Annotated in this window: 18 protein-coding genes and 1 tRNA gene; 12 read left to right on the top strand and 7 right to left on the bottom strand. The window is 45.0% G+C overall.

Annotated elements, in window-relative coordinates:
- Window positions 1–296: 296 nt before the first annotated feature.
- A complete protein-coding gene (locus QUB16_RS25445) occupies window positions 297–3,554 on the bottom strand; it encodes an ATP-binding protein (protein ID WP_333320443.1) in 3,258 nt (1,085 codons plus the stop codon).
- A 396-nt stretch (window positions 3,555–3,950) separates the two neighbouring features.
- On the opposite strand from QUB16_RS25445, the gene QUB16_RS25440 reads away from it, so the two are divergent.
- The 5 genes from QUB16_RS25440 to QUB16_RS33700 all read left to right on the top strand — a co-directional run bounded on the left by QUB16_RS25440 (window position 3,951) and on the right by QUB16_RS33700 (window position 8,280).
- Window positions 3,951–4,886, top strand: coding sequence for a circadian clock protein KaiA (locus QUB16_RS25440; RefSeq protein ID WP_333320442.1), 936 nt, complete (start codon window positions 3,951–3,953; stop codon window positions 4,884–4,886).
- Window positions 4,887–5,074: 188 nt separating this feature from the next.
- Entirely contained in the window at window positions 5,075–5,389 is a 315-nt protein-coding gene (gene kaiB, locus QUB16_RS25435) for a circadian clock protein KaiB (protein ID WP_236503428.1), read from the top strand.
- A gap of 347 nt (window positions 5,390–5,736) precedes the next feature.
- Window positions 5,737–7,299 carry a circadian clock protein KaiC gene (gene kaiC, locus QUB16_RS25430; RefSeq protein ID WP_333284233.1) on the top strand — a complete coding sequence of 521 codons (1,563 nt, stop codon included), beginning with the start codon at window positions 5,737–5,739 and terminating at the stop codon, window positions 7,297–7,299.
- Between the two features lie 449 nt (window positions 7,300–7,748).
- Window positions 7,749–7,991, top strand: a complete 243-nt coding sequence (locus QUB16_RS25425) for a hypothetical protein (protein ID WP_333320440.1) — start codon at window positions 7,749–7,751, stop codon at window positions 7,989–7,991.
- Window positions 7,992–8,115: 124 nt separating this feature from the next.
- Window positions 8,116–8,280, top strand: coding sequence for an EAL domain-containing protein (locus QUB16_RS33700; RefSeq protein ID WP_445251164.1), 165 nt, complete (start codon window positions 8,116–8,118; stop codon window positions 8,278–8,280).
- On the opposite strand, the gene QUB16_RS25420 is transcribed toward QUB16_RS33700, so the two are convergent.
- The gene (locus QUB16_RS25420) at window positions 8,205–8,465 is read right to left on the bottom strand and encodes a hypothetical protein (RefSeq protein ID WP_333320438.1); all 261 of its coding nucleotides are present in this window, start codon (window positions 8,463–8,465) and stop codon (window positions 8,205–8,207) included. The two genes, QUB16_RS33700 and QUB16_RS25420, sit on opposite strands and share 76 nt — an antisense overlap.
- Before the next feature lie 107 nt (window positions 8,466–8,572).
- On the opposite strand from QUB16_RS25420, the gene QUB16_RS25415 reads away from it, so the two are divergent.
- Window positions 8,573–9,388: an alpha/beta hydrolase gene (locus QUB16_RS25415; protein WP_333320436.1), complete on the top strand. Its 816-nt coding sequence runs from the start codon at window positions 8,573–8,575 to the stop codon at window positions 9,386–9,388.
- 5 nt (window positions 9,389–9,393) lie between these two features.
- On the top strand, window positions 9,394–11,010 hold the full coding sequence (locus tag QUB16_RS25410) for a diguanylate cyclase domain-containing protein (RefSeq protein WP_333320434.1): 1,617 nt from the start codon (window positions 9,394–9,396) through the stop codon (window positions 11,008–11,010).
- A gap of 447 nt (window positions 11,011–11,457) precedes the next feature.
- Here the strand turns inward: QUB16_RS25410 and QUB16_RS25405 are convergent.
- A tRNA-Arg gene (locus tag QUB16_RS25405) sits at window positions 11,458–11,530 on the bottom strand.
- 86 nt (window positions 11,531–11,616) lie between these two features.
- Here QUB16_RS25405 and QUB16_RS25400 point away from each other — a divergent pair.
- From QUB16_RS25400 to QUB16_RS25380, 5 genes are all read left to right on the top strand, one after another.
- Window positions 11,617–11,811, top strand: a complete 195-nt coding sequence (locus tag QUB16_RS25400; protein WP_333320432.1) for a hypothetical protein — start codon at window positions 11,617–11,619, stop codon at window positions 11,809–11,811.
- 87 nt (window positions 11,812–11,898) lie between these two features.
- Complete coding sequence (locus QUB16_RS25395; RefSeq protein WP_333320431.1) at window positions 11,899–14,766, top strand: ATP-binding protein; 2,868 nt, start codon at window positions 11,899–11,901, stop codon at window positions 14,764–14,766.
- On the top strand, window positions 14,759–16,195 hold the full coding sequence (locus QUB16_RS25390) for a response regulator (protein ID WP_333320429.1): 1,437 nt from the start codon (window positions 14,759–14,761) through the stop codon (window positions 16,193–16,195). Before QUB16_RS25395 ends, QUB16_RS25390 begins: the two co-directional genes overlap by 8 nt.
- Before the next feature lie 127 nt (window positions 16,196–16,322).
- The gene (locus tag QUB16_RS25385; RefSeq protein ID WP_333320428.1) at window positions 16,323–16,718 is read left to right on the top strand and encodes a response regulator; all 396 of its coding nucleotides are present in this window, start codon (window positions 16,323–16,325) and stop codon (window positions 16,716–16,718) included.
- Window positions 16,715–19,321: a PAS domain S-box protein gene (locus QUB16_RS25380; protein WP_333320426.1), complete on the top strand. Its 2,607-nt coding sequence runs from the start codon at window positions 16,715–16,717 to the stop codon at window positions 19,319–19,321. The genes QUB16_RS25385 and QUB16_RS25380 overlap by 4 nt, the downstream gene beginning before the upstream one ends.
- Window positions 19,322–19,521: 200 nt before the next feature.
- Here QUB16_RS25380 and QUB16_RS25375 read toward each other — a convergent pair whose 3' ends face one another.
- The 4 genes from QUB16_RS25375 to QUB16_RS25360 form a co-directional block, all read right to left on the bottom strand.
- On the bottom strand, window positions 19,522–20,610 hold the full coding sequence (locus QUB16_RS25375; protein WP_333320424.1) for a response regulator: 1,089 nt from the start codon (window positions 20,608–20,610) through the stop codon (window positions 19,522–19,524).
- A 124-nt stretch (window positions 20,611–20,734) separates the two neighbouring features.
- Window positions 20,735–22,237: an ATP-binding protein gene (locus tag QUB16_RS25370; RefSeq protein WP_333320422.1), complete on the bottom strand. Its 1,503-nt coding sequence runs from the start codon at window positions 22,235–22,237 to the stop codon at window positions 20,735–20,737.
- A 91-nt stretch (window positions 22,238–22,328) separates the two neighbouring features.
- The gene (locus QUB16_RS25365) at window positions 22,329–22,481 is read right to left on the bottom strand and encodes a hypothetical protein (RefSeq protein WP_333320420.1); all 153 of its coding nucleotides are present in this window, start codon (window positions 22,479–22,481) and stop codon (window positions 22,329–22,331) included.
- 21 nt (window positions 22,482–22,502) lie between these two features.
- A complete protein-coding gene (locus QUB16_RS25360) occupies window positions 22,503–22,685 on the bottom strand; it encodes a hypothetical protein (protein WP_333320418.1) in 183 nt (60 codons plus the stop codon).
- Between the last annotated feature and the right edge of the window lie 254 nt (window positions 22,686–22,939).

The following is a 22,939-nucleotide window of genomic DNA, read 5'->3' as shown; positions in this document are numbered from 1 at the left end:
AGTTTTGATATTGCTTCTTGACTCGGAACACTTCTGGGTTTTCATTTAAATACTTCTCAAATTATGTTTACATTCAGGCTTGTCGTTTTTATTCACTGTTTTAGACACGACTGATTACCTCACTACCACTAGGCAAACTTCTGAGTTATTAGCAACTTGAATCAGTTAATAAATAAGGCTTCGCGGTTGTCAGTTAAAGCTCTACAAAATTATGTTTTAGCTCATAATAATAGTTTATTTTTACTGATTTATAAACGAGTTAATTCCGCACTACAAACCTGGTAAATTCTTCATTTTCAATAACTTGAGTGAGTTAATAAAGCCTGTTGAATTTTGTCTAACAATTGTGCTGCCGATAAGGAAGAAGGCAAAATTTTGGCAGATACTTCTTGCAGTAGAAAGTCGATCGCCTCTGATTCCGAATTTACAGCAGACCGATAATCCCAGACTAAAATTGGCAGTTTTACTGCCATTTGGCGCAGGTTCGACAGCGCCTGCAGCATAGCGGTTGATTCTGATGGGGCATCTCGCAAACACAGCAAAACTAAGTCAACGCTTTGATATTGCAACTGCTGCAAAACTTCTGTCCAACAGGGAGCGATCGACCCTCGAAATCCTGCGGTGTGGATGTACTGGATCAAAGCTTGAAAGTTGGGAGTAGAAAACTGGGAATTGGGGAGGGGAATCTCGGCATTTGTCGATCGATCGCAATGTTCCAATTCTTCCGTCGGGTTCCCCCCAGAAGAGGAGTGCAAATCGGGTAAAGTCGAAATGTCGGCAAATAAAATGCTGGGCTTCCAACTCATGCCAGCAGCAACTTGAATCACTTGCCACAATGCACTGGCCACCAACCCGGTACCTGAAGTTTCACTGTCGTCGGGACTGCGGGTAGCCAAACAGGGAAATACCGACAATCCTTTGACTTGATTTGCCAGTTGCGTAGTAGTGGGTTCTAAAGTCACCAAGGGGAGAGAACCCAAATTTCGAGACCGACTTAACTGTTCGATAAAAGCTAATGGGTTTTGCAGTTGACTTGTACCGTCTAAGACGATCGCGTCGGGCCGCCAAATTCGGGCCACGAGTTCTGCTTGGCCGAGGTCGTCTGCTTCTAAAACCCGGCAGTAGTTGGGGTTGAGCAGTAAAGCGGAACCTTGAGACGAACTGTTTTGCGGGCTGAGCCACAACACGGTTAAAGAACTCCTTACTTTGGGGCTACTAGCATTACTGTGACCGATCAAGTCTGCCAGCAGCCGCCGCAAAGCGGGTTCTTCCACCGGCAAGCTCAAAAAGCCTTCGGCCCTGTTGACACTGGCCCGTTCTTTTTCGCCTCTGGTGGCCGTGACGATCGCCGGAATCGATCGGGTATCCGGGTCACTTTTGAGCAGCGTCAGCACGTCCCAACCCGACAGCAGTGGCAGCAGCGGGTTGAGGAAAATCGCTTCGGGACTGAACCTGCGAGCTTTTTCCAGCGCTTCGGTGCCGGAACGGGCGACTATTACTTGGTAGCCCAAACCTGAGATGACGTTGGTTAAATCTTCGATATATTTGGGAACTGCTTCGACTATTAATACTAAACGAGAGCGAGAATTGGCGATCGGAATCTGATATTGGGGTTTTAATAATTCTTCCTCGGCAGATCCCGATGCCGGCACTTCTTCACTCCTATTTCCCGGAGGATTTGGTGGCAGCAGCAGGGTAAATTGAGAGCCTTGGTTTTCGGAGGAAATAAACGAAACGTCTCCGCCGTGGAGCCGAGCTAGGCGTTGAGTTAGTACCAGTCCCAGTCCGGTTCCTTGAAAGCGCCTGGTGAGGGGGCTTTCTAGCTGTTGGAATTTCTGAAAGATTAGGTGCTGTTTGTCGGCGGGGATGCCGATGCCAGTGTCCCAAACTGTGAATGCGATCCAGCCTTCCCAAACATTTACTTTCAATCCGATTTTGCCGCCGAGTTCGGTGAATTTTAGGGCGTTGGAAAGGAGGTTAACTAGCATTTGCCGCAGTCGCAGTTCGTCGGCAATTAAGTGGCTCAGTCCCGGTTCTATTTCGAGTGTAAATTCTATTTGGGCGGATGGTTCTGCGTTTGCTGTACCGTCCGTTGTGCTCGGAACGGGAGGGTTTTTTTCTTCTTGCTGTTGCAGTTGTTTTGCCTGTTCAAAGGCTCTTTGGCAGGTTGATGCTATTTCGACCGGTTCGGGAATTAGTTCTAGCTGCCCGGTTTCCATCCGGGTCAAGTCTAAAATGTCGTTAACTATTGTCATCAAATGCCGCCCGCTTTTATGGATTAGTTTGGCGTAGCGTGTTTGGCGATCGTTGAGTTCTCCGATCAATTTATCTTTGAGGAGGCTGGACAAACCTAGGACGGCGGTGAGCGGGGTTTTTAGTTCGTGGCTGATGCAGGATAAAAATTCGTCTTTTAGTCGGTTGAGGTGGATTAAATCTGCGTTTTTCGCTGCTAGTTCTTTGGCGACTAAATGTTCTTCGGTGACATCTTGTCCCATTACTAAAATTAGCTTGTCTGAGAGCGGCTGTTTGACAAATTGCCAGATCCGTTCTTGACCTTTTTGTACGGGGCACTCGCAAATGTAGGTGTCTGGTTTGCCGGCCATAGGACACCAAGCTGGAGCGGTTAAGGTTGAGGGGGAGGCGGCACCGTACAGGGGCAGCGGGCAACTGGTGGCTGCGGTTGAATCACGCGCGGCGAAGCTATCCCGCAGGGAATCGTCCGATCGACTTGCTCCTACTAGGCTCCTGGACTCTTTGGTGATGGCCTCTAACTGCACGCTATTGTATTCGCTTGTTAAAGGGCTTGGTTTGCGGGGCGAGTGTTTACCCAAATTTGCTGCTGGTTCTGGAACTGGTTCTGGGCCTGCTCCCAGCAAAATCCGCCACGCTGCGTTTTGGCTGACTATTTGTGCGGTAGGGGTTTGCAATCTCAGGGGCAGGGGCAGTTTTTCCAACAGTTCCACTAGGGAGTTCAGGTTTTCCGAAGGTTTCAATCCTGCTTCTAGAAAGCGCACTTGAGCGCCTAGGGCCGTGGCGATGGCTTCGGAAACCGGCCTTAATTCGATTTCTTTGACGGCTGTTGCCTGCTCTGGGAGGCTGCTGAGAGAGCTGCTGTTAAGTGCGGCGAATTGCAGCAGGCTCAGGCTGTCTAGCATTCCTAAAAATTGACCGCTGGCATCTGTGAGGGCGATCGGGTTGTTTGATGAAATGCCTGCGGTTTGACGGTTTGGCCGGGCTGGGGTGTTCTGTTCCTCTGTTTGCAGGTACTGCCAGAATTCGCTGACGCTCATAGCGGCGGGTAATGCCCTGACTGCTTCGATCGCGATCGAGCTTTCTGACAAAGGTTGCTGCCCGTCGTTTGTGCGATCGGCCGCGCGGGCCCAAAGGCTGCGGAGGTACACTAATCCCAGCGGCTGTAACTGTTCGTTGACTACTGCGACTCGATCGCAGTTGCAGGAGCTGAAAATTGACTGCAGCGATTCTAGCGCAGCCGTTTGGAGGCACACCGGCACTGGCTCGATAAAATTTTTGATACTGGGGGTGGTGACTGGCATAACAAACCTGAGAGTCTGCTCGCGAGAGCAGTAATATTTTTGATGCTCAATGTAGCTGCGAATTTCTGTATCTTATTTGTTTTATATCAGTTCGCTATCAGGCTCGGTATCTGCACCGAGACCGGGGAGTTCGATGCCTACTCCTGATTTGAGGCGACTAGCAATTATTTTAAGGCTTAAGCTTAATTGCAGAAATCACGCTCAGGGTGCTTGACACAAAAACCACGGAGTAGACTTTGATTCTTCCTCTGCTAGAAGCGCATCACTTATTTTGCGGTTAAGATTGGTTAAAATAAATGTTGAGATGATTGTTAAAATGTTAAGTTTTTTGTAAAGGAGATATCAACTCTGAGCGATCCAGCACTTTCAGGCAACTTAGGTGGTACACCTACAGCTTTGCTTCCTCAACTGTCTATCGGTATTTTTGTCCGCTCTGAGGAAATCGCAGCCTCTGCGATCGAGCTTTTGAGAGCCGAACGCTATACTTTAACGCACATTAAGTCGGCAGTGGAGCTTTTGGGGTTCCTTAAGCACCATTATCACCTTGATTGTTTGGTTTTGGAGGTGGATGGGGATCTGCGATCGCTTCTGGGCAAGCTGCAAGAACGATCGCTCTTTTTGCCTGCTGTAATTTTTTCGCCTCACGCGCCGGTAGATGGCAGGCCCGAAGCACCATATTCAGATGGTTTTGAGGCTGCAGCCAGTACCGCTAACAAGAGTCAAGACGAAAGCTGTGCTTTTTTTTATCACCCTGCTGAGGTGCAACTGGCAATCTCTCGATCGAGCGAAATAGCTGCCGGTATCGATCGGGCGATCGCACACTTTCTGAAACTTTCAACTCCGGTTCCTGTCAATTACCAATCCGTAACGGTTGATGCGACAGCCCAATTGACTGCTCAAAGTTTGCTCAGCCGACAGCAGCGGCGGCTGGCGGAAAAATTACGGGAGCGATTAGGATACTTAGGTGTGTATTATAAAAGAAATTCCCAGATTTTTTTGAGAAATCTGTCGGGCCCAGAGAAGCAAAAGTTTTTGGAGCAACTCAAGTCTAGTTATCGCGGCATCGTTTTGAATTATTTTTCTCAAGATGCTGCGGTCAACAATCAAATAGATGAATTTGTGAATTTGGCTTTTTTTGCTGACGTTCCCGTGACTCAAATTGTAGAAATTCACATGGAATTGATGGACGAGTTTGCTAAACAGCTAAAATTAGAAGGCCGCAGCGAGGAAATATTGCTTGATTACCGCTTGACCCTGATTGACGCGATCGCTCATATGTGCGAGATGTATCGGCGATCGATTCCGAAAGAGACATCTCAAGGTAGAATGTAGCAGGGATTCGGCATAATTTAAGAAAGAAAAGGTAGAAGGTAGAATCTAACAAAAAAGAAAGGAGCCGACCAACGGCCGCGCGAGCGCGAGGCAGCAATTATTATAAAATAACAAAGAACAGCGGATTTTTGACAAATAACAACTACAACTAACATCTGACAACTAATACTCAACATTTTAAAAAGTTCATGAGTCCTCTGAAGAAAACCTACGTTCTGAAGCTGTACGTTGCGGGGAATACTCCCAACTCAGTGCGAGCTTTGAAAACCCTAAAGGACATCCTAGAACAAGAATTTCAAGGAGTCTACGCGCTGAAAGTCATAGATGTTCTCAAAAATCCTCAGCTAGCAGAAGAGGACAAAATATTGGCAACCCCGACGCTGGCAAAAATCCTGCCGCCGCCGGTGCGAAAAATTATTGGCGATTTGTCCGATCGCGAGAAAGTTCTGATAGGATTAGATTTGCTCTATGAAGAACTTCGCGAAGAAGACATGAATTCATAAGATAATCAGGTAAGAGTCAGTCAATTTTAGATTTGAGACTTCGGTTTGGCGTCAAACGTTCGGCGAGGGCGAGCGTCGAAGCGTCGAGTCCCGCGATCGTCGAACGATTTTAGATTTTAGGTTTACTCAACAGATGAATCTGGGAGGTTGAACAAAAGTCTAAAATTTTTATCTTTCCACAACAGGAGTACGTCGCACGGTATCGGTTTTTGGGGGGGGTCATTAGTCAGCAGTCAGCAGTCATTAGTTATTGAGCAAGAGCCAAAACTAAAAGCTGGGTACAAAGACTCACGATCCGCGGTTAATGAGTGACAACTAAAGAATACTGAGAGTTGACAAAAATCGACATGAATGAAATTAGTCAAACGGTTCAACGAAAAGGATTGGTAACGCCAGGAGTTGAAAAAATTCGCACGATGATTGAGGGTTTCGATGACATCAGTCACGGCGGAATGCCACTCGGCAGAACCACCCTAGTCAGCGGCACGTCAGGAACGGGAAAAACTTTATTTGCCGTACAATTTCTCTATAATGGAATTACCCATTTTGACGAAGCGGGAGTGTTCGTAACTTTTGAAGAATCTCCGACAGATATTATTAAAAATGCTTGCAGTTTCGGTTGGGATCTGGCACAGTTAATCGAGGAAGGCAAGCTATTTATTTTGGACGCTTCCCCCGATCCGGAAGGTCAAGATATCGTAGGAAATTTTGATTTATCAGCCTTAATCGAGCGAATTCAGTACGCCATTCGCAAATACAAAGCCAAGCGGGTTTCTATAGATTCGGTGACAGCCGTATTTCAGCAGTACGATGCTGCATCGGTGGTGCGCCGAGAAATTTTTCGCTTAGTTGCGCGCCTCAAACAAGTAGGAGCAACTACAGTTATGACTACGGAACGGGTGGAAGAATACGGCCCGGTGGCGCGGTTTGGGGTGGAAGAGTTTGTGTCGGATAATGTGGTGATTGTTCGCAACGTATTGGAAGGAGAACGCCGCCGCCGCACCATCGAAATTTTGAAGTTGCGGGGTACAACTCACATGAAGGGCGAATATCCTTTTACTATGACTAATGACGGAATTAATATTTTCCCATTGGGGGCGATGCGATTAACTCAAAAGTCTTCAAACGTGCGGGTTTCTTCGGGCGATAAAACTCTCGACGAGATGTGCGGTGGCGGCTTCTTCAAAGACTCAATTATTTTGGCTACGGGTGCAACGGGAACCGGCAAAACGCTGTTGGTGAGCAAGTTCTTGCAGAATGCTTGTATGAACGGCAATCGGGCGCTGCTTTTTGCCTATGAAGAGTCGCGGGCTCAGTTGTTCCGCAATGCTTATTCTTGGGGGATTGATTTTGAGGAAATGGAAGAGAAAGGACTGCTGAAGCTGCTGTGCACTTACCCGGAATCGGCGGGTTTGGAAGACCACTTGCAGAGTATTAAATCAGAAATTGCTGAGTTCAAACCTTCTCGAATTGCTATAGACTCGCTGTCGGCGTTAGCTAGGGGTGTCAGCAATAATGCTTTCAGGCAATTTGTGATCGGAGTGACAGGTTTTGCGAAGCAGGAAGAAATAACCGGGTTTTTCACGAATACAAGCGACCAGTTTATGGGTGCTCATTCGATTACGGACTCTCATATTTCTACGATTACTGACACGATTATCATGCTGCAGTATGTAGAGATTCGAGGAGAAATGTCGCGGGCAATTAATGTGTTTAAGATGCGCGGTTCGTGGCACGACAAAGGAATTCGAGAATACACGATTACTGAAAGAGGCCCACAAATTAAAGATTCGTTCAGTGGTTACGAACGGATTATCAGCGGTTCTCCTAGTCGGATTACGATTAATGAGAAGAGTGAGCTATCCCGGATTCTCCAGGGTGTGCAAGGTGAAGACGATGAGGATATTTGAGAGTTAGCAGTGATTGGTCGTTAAAAGTAGGTTGGGTTGAGCGAGGAAACCCAACTTTTTTAATTTGAGGACTTTGTGAACATTTATAGCAACCGCGACAATGTTTGGGATGTTCTTAAGTGCTGAAATATGAGCTTTTATTGCCTTCTTCATCAGCGCCTTTTGCTATAGCAATCCCACTAAATAGGGTGTGGTAAAAATCTAGGGGTAAGCTTTTGTCCCTCTAAATTGTATATTTCAATGACCTCTCACAAATCATCAATCAAATTCTGTCCCAATCCGATTCTAGAACATACCAGAAAATCTTTCTGGCCTAGCAGCTTAGTGCCGCGTCGTGCCTATCCCTACTACTCCTAGATTAGCGGAACCACGGGGGATTGCCTTTACAAAAATATTAAGACTAATTTTAGTATCAAAAATCATTACCTTGGCATCGCAAATCTCTGGAATTGTGCTTTGAAAGCCAATACTTGCTGTACGATCAACCTCAGCTATATTGGCAAACAGGTAGCCTTGCTGGTGTTAAAGTTATAGTAGGAGGGCATTCTCCTGAACGAGGTTGGATTCATCGCCATCGATGTATTCCCCTCGCCGAAAAAACTGGATTGATTTTGCCCGAAGAGCAAATGGGTTTTAGAGCAAGCTTGCTGGCAATATCAGCAGTGGCTAGCAGCAGGACTAATTCTTCTTAAGATTGCGGTGAATCTGTCGGCACGTCAACTCACCCAACCGACTTTAATCGCTAAGAGCGATCGCATTGTTGAGCGCACCGAAAAGAAACCGAAATATGTCTAGCTATAGATTACGGGAACGGCAATGATGCTTAATGTTGACATTACGTACAATCTTTTGAGCCAATTATCGGAGCATGGTATGGGGATTTTTGTCGAGGATTTTGAGACTCGCTATGCTGCTTTTAACAATCTGAAAAATGTTCCCGTGAAGTCGCTCAAATTTACTCGCTTATTTGTGCGGGATTGAGCCAGCGATCCGATCGCTGGCTCAATTGCCAAAGCCCTAGTTGCAATGGCCGATGGCTTAAATCCGATCGCAATTGCCGAAGGAATTGAAACCCCAGCGCAATGGCAATAGTTACAAGCATCGGCTGTGAAATCGGGCAGCGTTATATGTTTAGCCAGCCTGTCAGTGCTGAGGTTGCCACTCAATTAATCCGACATCCTGAATTGTTGTCTACCACTCTTTGGGATAAGCAATCCTCCCTCATAACAGCGCGCAAAAGTCTTATAATCAATTTAATGCTCGTATCGCTCAAATGACTGAAAAAATTTTCTTACGGAATAATATAAAATTGTTTGGACAAGGCACCCAGACCATGATGTTTGCTCATGGATTTGGGTGCGATCAAAATATGTGGCGTTTCGTAACATCGGCCTTCGAGAAGGACTACAAAATCATCCTATTTGATTATGTAGGTTCGGGACAGTCTGACATTAGTGCCTACAGTCCTGAACGGTACAGCGACCTCAATGGCTATGTTCAGGATGTCCTCGATATCTGTGAAGAATTGGCATTGACTGAGGTGATTTTTGTCGGCCATTCTGTCAGCAGTATGATCGGCCTTCTGTCCTCTATTCAAGCTCCTAATTACTTTAATCGCCTGATTTTCGTAGGGCCTTCACCCTGCTACATGAATGATTTACCAAATTATTACGGAGGGTTTGCTCGCAAAGATATTGAGGATCTCCTCGATATCATGGAGAAAAATTACATTGGTTGGGCAAGCTTTATGGCGCCAATGGTAATGCAGAATGAGGAGCGTCCTGAGTTAAGTGAGGAACTTGAGGCAAGTTTTTGTTCCACCGATCCGGTGGTTGCAAGTCGCTTTGCCGAGGTGACTTTTTACTCTGACAATCGCAGTGATTTACCGAAGGCCTCAGTACCTTCACTGATATTGCAATGTAGTGAGGACATGGTAGCTCCCACCGAGGTAGGGCATTATCTCCACCGCCACCTGCCTAAAAGTACGCTACGGCTGATGAAAGCTACGGGACATTGCCCGCACATGAGTCATCCACAAGAGACGATCGAGATGATTAAGGAGTATTTGAGTGCACCTCATACTACCTGATTTGTATGGCAAACATGACCTACCAGATAGACGAGCTACTAAACACGTCACCCTGTGGATTCCTCTCGTTTGCTGACGATGGTACGATCCTAATGGTCAACGCCACATTACTGCAATTACTCGGATACGAAACCGATGAACTGCGGGAACGGAAAATGGAATTCATTCTGCCGATCGCCAGCCGGATTTTCTGTCAAACCCATTTCTTCCCCCTGTTGAAGCTCCACGGTAAAGTAGAGGAAATTTACTTCTCATTAAGGTCGAAGCAGGGTAGTGATATACCCATGCTGATCAACGCTGTGCGTCGGGAGAAGGGAGGAAGCTTCGTCAACGATTGCATCTTACTCTGTATCCGCCAGCGTATCCTCTACGAAGGTGAAATTATTAAAGCAAAAAAAGCAGCCGAGGCAGCTACTCTCGCCCAAAAGCAAGCGGAAATCGCCCTGCGGAAACAGTACGACAAGGCGATATTACTTCAAGAGATTACTCAACACATCCGTCACTCTCTTGATTTGTCTACAATTTTTGAGATTGCTTCCCATGAGATTCGCCTGTTTCTTGATGCGGAGCGCGTCGGCATATTTAAGTTAGATCCTGATAGTAATTTTGGATATGGTGAGTTTGTTTCAGAATCCGTAGGCGAAGGATGTAAATTGGTAAGCAAAAATCAATTTAACGACCCGTGTGGTGGTGAACCATATCCTGATTCATATCAAGAATGGAGAATGCAGGTAGTTGAAGATATCAATAATATTGACCTTCAACACTGTTACCGCGCTCTTTGGAAACAATTTCCGGTTCGGGCTAATTTAGTTGCGCCGCTGCTCAATGGACAAGATTTGTGGGGGTTGTTATGTATTCATCAATGTTCGGCTCCTCGGCAATGGGAAGAATTGGAGATTGACCTTGTTAAACAGATTGCTAATCAGTTAGCGATCGCCATTAAACAAGCGGATATTTTTCAGAAGTTGCAGAAGGAATTGGCAGAAAGGCAGCAGGCCCAAGCGCGCATGAGAGAAATCAATCAACAACTGGCACTCTCTAACGAAGAACTAGCCCGCGCTACTCATCTCTTAGAACAAGTGGTAAATATTGATGGGTTGACTCAAATTGCTAATCGCCGCTGTTTTAATGACAGGTTAGAGCATGAATGGCAGCGGCTATACCGGGAACAAAAACCTATTTCTCTTTTGTTGTTTGATGTGGATTATTTCAAACGCTATAATGATTGCTACGGTCATCAAATGGGGGATAGTTGTCTGTTCAAACTTGCTCAGACTGTGCAAGAAGTGGTCTACCGTCCGGCGGATTTGGTGGCGCGTTACGGCGGGGAAGAATTTGCCATCATTTTGCCGAATACTGATATTGAAGGAGCGAGTTCGGTGGCCCAACGGATTCACGCTGCTATTCAAGCTTTACATATTCCTCACAAAACCTCTGATGTGAGCGATGTAGTTACTATTAGTATGGGTATCGCCAACTTGATTCCGATTTCGGAACTATCATCGGCTGACTTGATTGCGATCGCCGATCGTGCACTTTACCGTGCTAAGGAACAGGGGCGGAATCAGTCCGCAACCTGCGACTACAGCGGCGATTCGATTTTTGACACTGACGCTTAAATCACAATAATTGAGACCGAGGACAAAAATTTGTTCTCGCTCTCTCAAAATCAGTCAATCGATTTTAGATTTTAGATTTTAGATTTTAGATTGACTTGCGCGAGATAAATGCGGGGGCAATAAGTGATTTTCGATTTGCGATTTTGGATTGATCCCACGGATAAATCACGTGGCGGGTACCACCTTTGAAATTCGTGGTCATTGTATAAATTTAAATGAGCACGGAGGGAAATTAAAAACTCGGCTCCGACCGTCGCAGATTTTCCAGAGCCAGCCGACTTGCTCAACCAGTTGAAGACCAGACGTAAAAAGTCCGGCGCAAACTTGGCAGATATGGAGGTGATTTTGGAGATACTTGGAACAGATGGGAGCGAAATTTGAGCGGAAAATAGGACGATCGGTAATACAATTAACCTGAAACCCTTACTCCACAAAAGACATATAAAATGAGCACGGAGGGATTTGAACCCCCGACCCTCAGGACCGGAACCTGATGCTCTATCCACTGAGCTACGTGCCCTCGACTTTCTACAGTATAACACGTCTTGCGGAAAATGGCGAGTGCCGATCGCAAATTTCCTGGCCGTCCTCCAAACCGCTTGAGCCATGCGGGTTAAACTCGCCCGCGCGATCGAATATCAGGCTGTTCTCGAAGCCAGAGACTGCAACTTCTACCTAAACGGTAACAATAATACGACAATGGGTAAAATAATAGACTTTAATCGAGCAAACATGAGGTTCACATTCGATCGCGGTCGAGCCTCTACCACAGCTAAAATAGCCCGCATCAATTCCCTCTAGCTAATGGGCAGTAAATAAATGCGGCTGCTGTTAAGACCGGTTGTGCAAATACGGTTCTAGACTAAGTTCACCAAACCCCTCAATCTTATGGTTTCTAAAATTTTAGACAAATTACCCCTGCGAACTGTTCTCATAGTTCCATTTATACTGCAAATCGTGGGAGCCGTGGGACTCGTAGGATATCTGTCTTTTAGAAACGGACAAAAAGCAGTTAATAACCTAGCCAGTCAGTTAATGAGCGAGGTGAGTTTGCGTGTCGAGCAAAACCTGCAAGTTTACCTGACAACTCCCCATCAAATCAATCAAACCAAGCTGGATGCTGTCCAGCTCGGCTTGTTAAAGATGGAAAACTTATCAGCTTGGGAGAAATATCTTTTGCGACAAGTACAATTATATCCATATATCAATTTTACCTCCGTTGGCAACGAGAAGGGAGATTATAGATCCGGTGAACAACTTTCTAACGGCTCCCGAACGATGAATGTGATAGAAACATCTACTGGGTTAAATTTTAATTCTTACAATACGAACGATCGAGGCGATCGCACTACAGTTACCACCCTTGTCAAAAACTATGATAATCGGCAACATCCTGCGTACCAAAAAGCCGTAAAAGTCGGAAAACCCACTTGGAGTTCGGTTTATGTTTCCTTACTAGAACCGACATTACTTATCAGTGCTCTCCAACCCGTATACAGCGACAGAAAGCAGCTAGAAGGAGTATTATTTGCTGCTTTGCGTCTCGACCATATTGGAAGATTTCTCAACAGTCTCAAAGTGGGCAAATCCGGTCAAACATTTATTGTGGATCGCCAGGGTACTTTGTTAGCAACTTCCACAACAGAAAAACCGTTTCGTACTAAACGTAATGAAAGACAATTGTTTAAAATGGAAGAAAGCAGCAACCCTATTACTCAAGCGACAGCTAAATATTTGACTGCCAAGTTTAAAAAATTAGACCAAATTAAAAAACCCGAGTTATTGAGCTTTGAAATAGATGACAAGCGACAATTTTTAAAATTCCTGCCGTTCCAAGACGGCAAAGGTTTAGACTGGCTGATTGTCGTAGTTGTTCCCGAAGCAGATTTTACCAAAGAAATCGATGCCAATACCCACACAGCGGTTTTGCTTTGTTTCGCAGCTTTAGCAGTAGCTGTGGCGATCGGCATTCTGACTTCTCAGTGGGTGACCAATCCTATTTTGAGCTTAAATACAGCAGCCAAAAGTATTGCTAAAGGTGAATGGGACAAAACAGTAGAAAGCGAACGTTCTGACGAATTGGGGGAATTAGCCAAGTCATTTAACAGCATGGCTCAACAACTGCAACAATCTTTTGAAACTTTAGAACAGCGAGTGCAAGAGCGGACGGCAGAATTGGCTGTAGCTAAAGACAAAGCGGAAGTAGCGAATCAAGCTAAAAGCACCTTTCTTGCTAACATGAGCCACGAATTGCGATCGCCTCTCAATGCAATTCTCGGTTTTTCCCAACTGATGACTCGCAGCCAAACTCTATCCCCAGAACATCAAGAAAATATTAGCATAATTAGCAGCAGCGGAGAACACCTGCTCACCCTGATTAATAACGTGCTCGATTTATCTAAAATTGAATCGGGGCGAACCACCCTAAATCCCAAAAAATTAGACCTCTATCGCCTGCTAAACGACTTGGAAGATATGTTTCAAATCAAAGCCGATGACAAGCACCTGCAGTTAGTTTTTGAGCGCATTCCCGAAGTGCCACAATACATAAAAGCTGACGATGTAAAATTGCGGCAAATCTTAATTAATCTGCTCAATAACTCTCTTAAATTTACCGAGGAGGGCGGTGTCTGGGTGAGAGTTAGCAAGCAGTCCTCAGACAGAAATCAGCAGGCAGAAGGGGGCAAATTCGATCGCTCGGAAGTATCAAAAACTACGGAAAATTCCGCGATTAATGGTATCAAAATATCTCAATTCAGTCCGTCGAACAACCAGGTCATTGCCACCCAAAATGACGATTCAGCTTCTACCTCTTCCTTCTTCCTTCATTTTGAAGTCGAGGATACTGGGCCCGGTATTGCTACCAATGAATTAGACGATATTTTTGAACCTTTCGTGCAAACCAAGACAGGCAAAGATTCGCAAGAAGGTACAGGATTGGGATTGCCAATCAGCCGCAAATTTGTGGAATTAATGGGCGGCGAAATGACCGTTTGTTCTGCTGTTGGCAAGGGAACTAATTTTAAGTTTGACATTCACATTGTTGCGGTGGATGCGCCAGATATTGAAATCGCAAAACCGATCCGCAATGTTATTGCCCTGGCACCCAACCAACACACCTATCGAATTTTGATAGTAGACGACAAACCGCTAAATCGCCAATTGTTAATTAAAATCCTCCATCCTCTGGGTGTTGAACTAAAAGAAGCTAATAACGGCCAAGAAGCTATTGAGATTTGGGATAGTTGGGAACCGCATCTAATTTGGATGGACATGAGAATGCCTGTGATGGACGGCTACGAAGCTACGCAATACATTAAAAGCACTATTAAAGGTCAAGCTACTGCGATTATTGCGCTGACAGCGAGCGTTTTGGAGGAAGAACGGGCAGTTATTTTATCGGCGGGCTGCGATGCTTTTATGAGGAAGCCTTTCCGGGAAGCCGATATTTTTGATGCTATGCACAAACATATCGGAGTGCGCTATATTTATGAAGAGCCTGGTCAAACTAATTTATCGGCAATCAAAGAGAGCGATCGCGCTATGAGTGCGGCTGATTTCGTGAAATTGCCTGATTCACTGGTAGCTGGTTTAAAGCTAGCAATACTGAATGCAGATATGGATTTAATTGATACCTTTATCGAGCAAATTCGATTAAAGGATGCAGTAACGGCAGGTGCGATCGCAAATTGTATAGAAAATTTTGAGTACGACAAAGTTTTAAATTTAATCTCGGAAGCAATATCCCATGAATAACGACATTCCTAGCACCGATCGCGGTAATATTTTAGTAGTTGACGACACCCCAGCTAATTTGCGGCTGCTAGCCGGAATTTTGAATGGCAAGGGCTATAAAGTGCGCCCCGTACCTAGCGGCGATTTAGCGCTTTCGGCGGCAAAAGGTATGCCTCCCGATTTGATTTTGCTGGATATTATGATGCCCGAAATGAATGGATATGAAGTTTGCGAAAAAATCAAAGCCGATCAACGAACTTGCGACATCCCGGTGATTTTTATTAGCGCGATTAATGACGTACTAGATAAGGTCAAAGCCTTTGCTGTGGGCGGGGTAGATTATATTACCAAGCCCTTTCAGGTGGAAGAGGTTCTAGTGAGGGTAGAAACCCATTTAGCAATGTGCCAGTTGCGAAAAAAACTCCAACAGAAAAACAATGAACTTACAGTTACTTTACACCAACTGCAAGCTACTCAGAATCAATTAGTGCAATCAGAAAAAATGGCGGCATTAGGGCAACTGATTGCGGGCATTGCTCACGAAATTAATACGCCGTTGGGGGCGATTCGATCGTCTATTGGCAATATTACCAGCTTTTTGGATAATAATCTTGAAAGTTTGCCAGTTTTTTTTAAAGAACTATCAACCGAACGCCAGCAGGATTTCGTGAGTTTGATGTACAGTTCCAGCAAACAAACTTACTCTTTATCTACGCGAGAAAAACGGGGATTGAAAAAAGGCGTGAAGCAGCAACTAGAGTCTGAAGGGATTGAAAATGCTGACAGCCTTGCTAGCATTTTAGTCAATATCGGATTGCAGGAAAATCTGCAAGAATTCTGGCCGTTGCTCAAAGACCCGGACAGCGAAAATATTATAAAAACGGCCTACGACTTTGCTAGCATTCACAGAAGCGCCCGAACCATCGCTACCGCTACTGAACGGGCCGCAAAAGTCGTCTTTGCTCTGAAGAATTATGCGCGTTACGATGTAAATGGAGAAAAAATACAGGTGAATATTACGGAGGGAATTGAAACTGTATTAACTCTTTATCAAAACCAAATCAAGCAGGGTGTGGAAGTCGTCAGAAACTATCAAGCTCAATTGCCGGCGGTACTGTGTTATCCCGACGAACTCAATCAAGTTTGGACAAATTTAATTCACAATGCCTTACAAGCGATGGACAATCACGGAACTTTAACAATTGACGCGGTACAGCAAGATACCAGCGTCTTGGTAAAAATTATTGACAGCGGTAAGGGGATTCAACCAGAGATTATTCCGAAAATCTTTGAGCCGTTTTTTACTACAAAACCTGCCGGAGAAGGCAGCGGGTTGGGATTGGATATTGTCAAAAAAATAATTGAAAAACATCAGGGTCAAATTGATGTGGAGTCGGTACCCGGTAAAACTGCATTTACAGTGTCTTTGCCGATTAATTTAACAGAGTAGGTAAAGCGCCCCTGAGTGAAGTCGGGGGCTAAAAATTTGCCGTCTACCCGCGCGGAATGTAGAAGTTGGAAAACGGTGTGCTTACCCATCGGGGTTCACCCTCCCAAACTAAAGAAGGAAACTAGCGATGTCTAAACCAGCAATTTTGTGTGTTGACGATGAATTAGGGGTGTTGGAAAGTCTGGAAATTGAACTGCAACAGGCATTTAACGGTAAATATCTTTGCGAATTTGCTGAAAGTGCTGCAGAAGCCCTGGAGATTATTGAGGAGCTATATGAAGCTGAGGTTAAGATTCTAGTGATTGTCTCTGATTGGTTGATGCCCGGAATGAAAGGAGATGAGTTGCTGATTAAAATCCATCACAAATATCCCCAAATTGTGAAAGTGATGCTGACGGGACAAGCAGACAAAGAAGCAATCGAACGAGCAAAAAATCAAGCCAATCTTCATGCTTTTATACAAAAACCTTGGCAAAGTCAAGAATTAATTGCAGCGATTAAGTCTGGTCTAGCAAATTTATGAAAAAACCAGTCATTATTTGTGTCGATGATGAGCAGACTATACTCGATAGTCTGGAAATAGACCTGCTAAGAGCCTTTGAAGATAAATATTTAATTGAAACGGCCCAAAGCGGCGAAGAAGCTTTAGAGCTGCTGGCAGAACTTTTAGCAGAACAGTATGAAGTTCCTGTGGTTATTTCCGACCATATCATGCCTAATATGAAAGGAGATGAACTCTTAAGAAACGTTCATGCCCTCTCGCCGAACACTCTCAAGATTATGCTGACGGGGCAGGCGGATTTGGAGGCGGTAGCCAATGCTATTAACTATGCTAAGTTGTACCGATACATATCTAAGCCTTGGCAAAGTGATGACTTAAAATTAACTGTGACTGAGGCAATATACAGATATTTTCAAGATAAACAATTAGCTGAAAAACAAAGAGAACTTCAGGAGATGAATCAGGAGCTTGCAAAATTAAATCGCCAGCAAGCGATCCTGATTGCCCAACTCCACGAAAACGAAAGTCGGTTGACGCAATACCTGGAAGCTATGCCGTTAGGGGTGTGCGTGCTTGATGCGAACGGTCAATCTTTTTACGCAAATCAGAAGGCACGGGAGGTATTTGGCAAAGGCAGTGTGCCGCCTATTAATTCGGAGCAGAAAGCAGCAATTTATCAATTCTATAAAGCCGGAACTAATCAAAGATGCCCCGTGGAAGAATTGCCAATTATGCGGGCGCTTCGGGGCGAAAATGTGCGGACTGAGGCTGTAGAAATTCGGACGGGCGACAAGATTATTCCTGTAGAGAGTTGGGCAACTCCTATTTATGATTCTACAGGCGACATTTCCTCTGCGATTATTGCTTTTAGTGACATAACTGAACGGAAGGAAGCTGAAGCGGCGCTAATTCAAGCTGAAGAGAAGTATCGCGGCATATTTGAAAATGCTCTCGAAGGTATTTTTCAGACGACGCCGGACGGGCATTTTATCAGTGCGAATCCTGCTCTGGCGGAAATTTACGGCTACGATTCTGCGTCAGAATTGATAGAAAGTATTAATGATATTCAGCAGCAATTGTACGTGGAACCGAACCGCCGTCAAGAGTTTCTGGCGCTGATGAAACAGCACGGTACTCTGTGTGAGTTTGAGTCTCAGGTTTACTGTCGAGATGGCAGCATTATCTGGATTTCTGAGTATGCGCGCACAGTTTATGATGCTAACGGTGAAGTGCTTTACTACCAGGGTTTTGCTAAGGATATTAGTTTGCAAAGAGAGGTGGAAGTGGAACGAATCCGGTTTACTAATGATTTAGAAAACGCTTTAGCCGCCCAAGAAAAGTTAAATGAGGCACTGTCAGAAAACGAAAGCCGATTGACTCAATTCCTGGAAGCGATGCCGGTGGGAATATTTGTTGTGGAGGGTAATGGTCAACCTTTTTACATGAATTCTTGGGGCGAAAGGATACTAGCCCAAGGTTTAATTTTTGATGGGGATACCGATCAATTTCCTGAAGCTTATCATTTTTACGACGCTGGAACTAATCAATTGTACCCGAGGGATAGCCAACCGATTGTTCGGGCGTTGCGGGGAGAATTTGTGCGTATGGACGATCTAGAAATTCGTGGGTCGGATCGGATTGTGCCGATCGAGGTTTGGGCGACTCCAATCTACGACGAACGGAAAAACATAGTTTACGCGCTCGCCGCTTTTCAAGACATCACGGAACGTCTAGAGGTAGAAACCGAGCGCCGCCAATTCACAGACGATTTGGAAAAAGCTTTAGCAGCGGAAGAAAAATTAACAGATGCTTACGGCCGGTTTGTACCGCACCAATTTCTCCACTTTCTGGGATATGAAAGTATTCTGGAAGTCAAATTAGGCGATCAGGTGCAGAAAGAAATGTCGGTGCTGTTTTCAGATATTCGCGATTTCACTTCTCTTTCTGAAACGATGAATCCCGAAGAGAATTTTAAATTTATTAATGGTTATTTGTCGCGAATGGAACCGGCAATTACTGGGAATTTTGGTTTTATTGATAAATACATTGGCGATGCGATTATGGCGCTGTTTAATGGCAGTGCGGACGATGCTGTGAAAGCTGGAATTGCAATGCTAGAACAGCTTAACGAGTATAATATTAGTCGCAATCGACCCGATCGCCCGCCGCTGCAAATTGGCATAGGAATCAATACGGGTTCTTTGATGTTAGGCACGGTTGGCGGCCAAAGTCGGATGGACAGCACGGTGATTAGCGATGCGGTAAACTTAGCCTCCCGCGTGGAAAGTTTGACGAAAGAGTATGGAGTTTCGATGTTAATTACTCACAATACTTTTATACACTTGAACGATATTTATGATTTGAGGTTGATCGATCGCGTAGCAGTTAAAGGCAAATCGCGAATGGTAACAGTTTATGAAGTATTTGCGGCCGATCCGCCAGAGTTACGACAGAAAAAGTTAGAGACAAAGACAATCTTTGAGCAAGCTTTGGTACTCTACTATAGTGACAACTGTGGCGAAGCTATAAGATTGTTTTCGGCCTGCTTGGAAATCAACCCTAATGATAAGGTAGCTCAAATTTATATGCAGCGGTGTCTGAAAGGAGCGATCGCTCCTCCATAATCAGGACTTACGCACAGCCTCAATATATAGTGTTTTGTAGGGGCAAACACCCCGTGGTTGCCCCCATACCTGGGATGATTGCGTAAGTCCTAATAATACCATTTTAGAGTTGAGATTTGAGAATTGGGAATGACTTATGCCATAAGGGTTGGGAGTTTGCCTAGAGTTGTATTCTTTTTGGAAAATGGAATAATCATTGTTTAGACAGGCAGGGAAACGCAAACTATGGTTTCTTGCTGCGGCAAGCTTTCTATTTTAAATTCTCCTCCGTGCAATTCTACAAGGCGTTGAACAATAGCCAAGCCCAATCCCAAACCTGCTTGTTGGTAAAGTTTGCGATCGAACTGCCTGTAAGCTTCTAGCTGTGCAATCTGATCGGTAGTCAGACCGCGGCCTTGGTCTTTGACAGACAGAATAAAAGTCTGATTTTCGACGAAACTGCTTAATAAAACAGGCGTTCCTTCTAAAGAAAATTTGAAGGCATTGTCCAATAGTTCTTCAACAATTTTTGCGAGTCTGACAGAATCAATCGCTACCGACGAATCTTGCAAGTTTAATTGTAAATCGTCTGTTCTATTCGCGTGTTTTGCTTGCTGCCGCGCTTTTTGACTCAGCAAAGATTTTACACAGCTAAATTCGCTGTTTCGCATCTCCTTTAGCACTTCGGGATTTGTGGCTGCTATCTCCAGTTCTGCATACAGCAAAAAGTTCTGAATCAGCCGATACAAGCGATGACCGGAAGTGTGAATTTGACCGATCATCTCTAAGATATCTGATTCCTCCAGAACCTGATATTCTGACAGAATTAACTCAGAAAAACCCAGAATTGCATTCAAAGGAGTCCGCAATTCGTGGGGCAGCGACATACTAATATTAGTGCGTAATTCGTCTAGCGTCTTTTGAGATTGTCGGCTAATTGTTTTTTGTTTTTCCAGTCTAATAGCAATGGCTTTTAGCAGTTCTTGCGGCGTACAGGGCTTAGTAATGTAATCGTCAGCTCCCAGTTCCATGCCCGTGCGAACGTCAACTTTATCGGCTTTGGCTGTGAGGAAAATAAACGGAATTGTGGCAGTCAAGGGTTCGGAGCGCAAAGCTTTGATGACGCCGTGACCGTCTACTTCCGGCATCATCATGTCGCACAAAATTAAATCCGGGATTTTTTCGATCGCCAATTTGATGCCGACTTTGCCGTTAATCGCTCCTATTCCTTCAAAATTCTCGGCTTCCAGCAACTCTAAAATATTCTCTCTAATCGCTTCTTCGTCTTCTATTACCAAAATCTTAGCCACGGTGATAGCTCCTTTTAGTTAGTAGTTTGTTGGAAAAATCTGGGTTCAGACACTTGATAAGTTGGTGGGTTATGCGCTTAATTAATCGTTAAATCGCGGATATGTATAGTTGATAATTCAGTTGTTATTGACTGGGAGGGCAAATTAGAGGCAAGGTAATAGTGAAAGTTGTGCCTTTTCCTTCTTGACTGTCGATCGCGAGTTGGCCGCCGTGAAGTTCCACAGCCCTCTTCACAATTGCTAAACCGAGACCTGTTCCCGAAATAGTGCCCACATTTGGAGCTCGGTAAAAAGTTTCTAATATCCGCTCTCGATCGGCTTGGGGAATGCCGATGCCCTGGTCTTGAACTTGGAAAACAGCTTCTTTGTTTTGACAGTTGAGGTGCAAGGAAACTGTACTGCCGACGGGGGAATATTTGATGGCATTTGAGAGGACATTTCCCAAGATTTGCTGCAGCAGTTTTTCATCCATTTGAGCCTCGCAGTTGCCGCCTTCATATTGAAAGGCGATCGGGTGTTGGTTGCTGTCGTTGAGCTGCTGCTCTTCTACCAGTTGACGGCAAAATTTTTCGAGGTTTAAGGAAACCGGTTGAAACTGCAAGGTATTGGCTTCGATTTTGCCAATTACGAGGATATCTTCTAATAACTCTGTCATGCGTTTAATTGCTAATTGAATCCGCACAAAATGAGTAGATTTTTTATCTTGGGGCCACTGAGAACTGTAATCTTGCAGCAATCCAGCGGAAAATTGGATGGTTGTCAAAGGTGTGCGGAACTCGTGGGAAACCATTGTGACAAATTTAGCTCGCAGTTGTGAAAGTTCCTTTTCTCGTGCCAGGGCTTTGAGAATTTCCGCTTCTGCTCGTTTGCGATCGCTAATGTCACGGGCTTCCGCAATCAGCAGCAAAACTTGTCCTGTCTCATTTTTAACAGGTTTCAGCGAGAAATCAACTGTCATAATTTGGCCACTTTTGCCTAACAAGTCGATTTCGCTGCGGAAAAACTCGCCGCGACTTGCTTTGCCGATCGCCGATTGCAATTGTTCGGAAACCTGTGGCGACTGGGCCCAAATCGCCATTTCCCAAATCGGGCGGCCCACAATACCCTCCGATCGCAATCCGGCAAAATCGAGGGCTGTCTCGTTCACTTCCAGCACAATTCCTGCGGGAGTCAGCAGCTTGGTTAGCTGAAACGAAGAGTCAAAAATCGCCCGAAAGCGGCGTTCGCTTTCCCGCAGCATTTGAAATGTTTGAGATCGTTCGATCGCGTAGCGGATCGTCCGCACTAATAATTGAGTAGTAATTTGACCTTTAACAATATAGTCTTGAGCTCCCAAGCGAACTGCTTCTAGGGCGATCGCCTCATCGTCCAAGCCTGTCATTACCACCATTGGCACATCAGGAGCCACTTCTCGCAGGCGAGTTAGCGTTTCCAAACCGCGGCTGTCGGGCAAAGAAAGGTCGAGCAAAACTACATCAAAGGGTTGTTTACACAGTTGTGCGATCGCCTCATGCAGGAACTCAACAGACACCAGTTCCCACTGGACGCCCACAGATACTTCTAACAGTTCTGCAAGCAAATCAGCATCAGCAGGATTGTCTTCTACTAACAGAATCTTAATCCACATAGCTTAGACGTTTTTGACTGTAAAATTTTTACTCTACCAATCTTAGGTTAAACTTTTTTGCTTTCCCTTACCATTTTCAACTTGAAAATTATTATTTGGGAACTGTCACCACCACCAGCCACCAATCCTCAATCCATCTCACCAGCTTAGCGACTTGACTAAAATCGATAAGCTTAGTGATGTAGCACCGGGCTGACAGGGCATCAAACTTGAGGATCTCTTCATCGGCTGCTGAGGTTGTCATAATTACCACGGGAATCATTTTTCACTTGAGTGCTGAGTTGATTTCTATCAATATTTCCCAAGCTTTGTTTTTGGGTAAAATCAAGTCAAGCAGAATTAAATCGGGAGGAAAACGCGAAAAGACAAGCCTTCTTTTTTCACTAAATTTATTGCTAATATAGCCATCCTCAATCATTTGTGTAATTCTTGTATGGGCAATACCCACGCCCGGTTGCCCCCATGAGGCCGGGGTAGGCACGGGGAGTAGGGCTAGCACTACCCCTACATCTTTTTACGACTCCTGCAAGGATTGCTCTACCATATTTTATACTCTTATGCAAATTTTTAAAACTTGGCGGCTCGCCAGCTTTTCTAAAGCCCATTCAGCCTCGCTGAGCAACTTAGGATAGCGAATTAAATAACTTACAATTTTAATTGTTATTGTGGGATGGGCGTCCCGCCCGTCCAAAAAGGACGGGC

The sequence above is a fragment of the Microcoleus sp. D3_18a_C4 genome, assembly GCF_036702415.1.
Lineage (GTDB): Bacteria > Cyanobacteriota > Cyanobacteriia > Cyanobacteriales > Microcoleaceae > Microcoleus.
The sequence above is the reverse complement of the archived record's forward strand: the minus strand, read 5'-3'. Positions and strand labels throughout refer to the sequence as shown.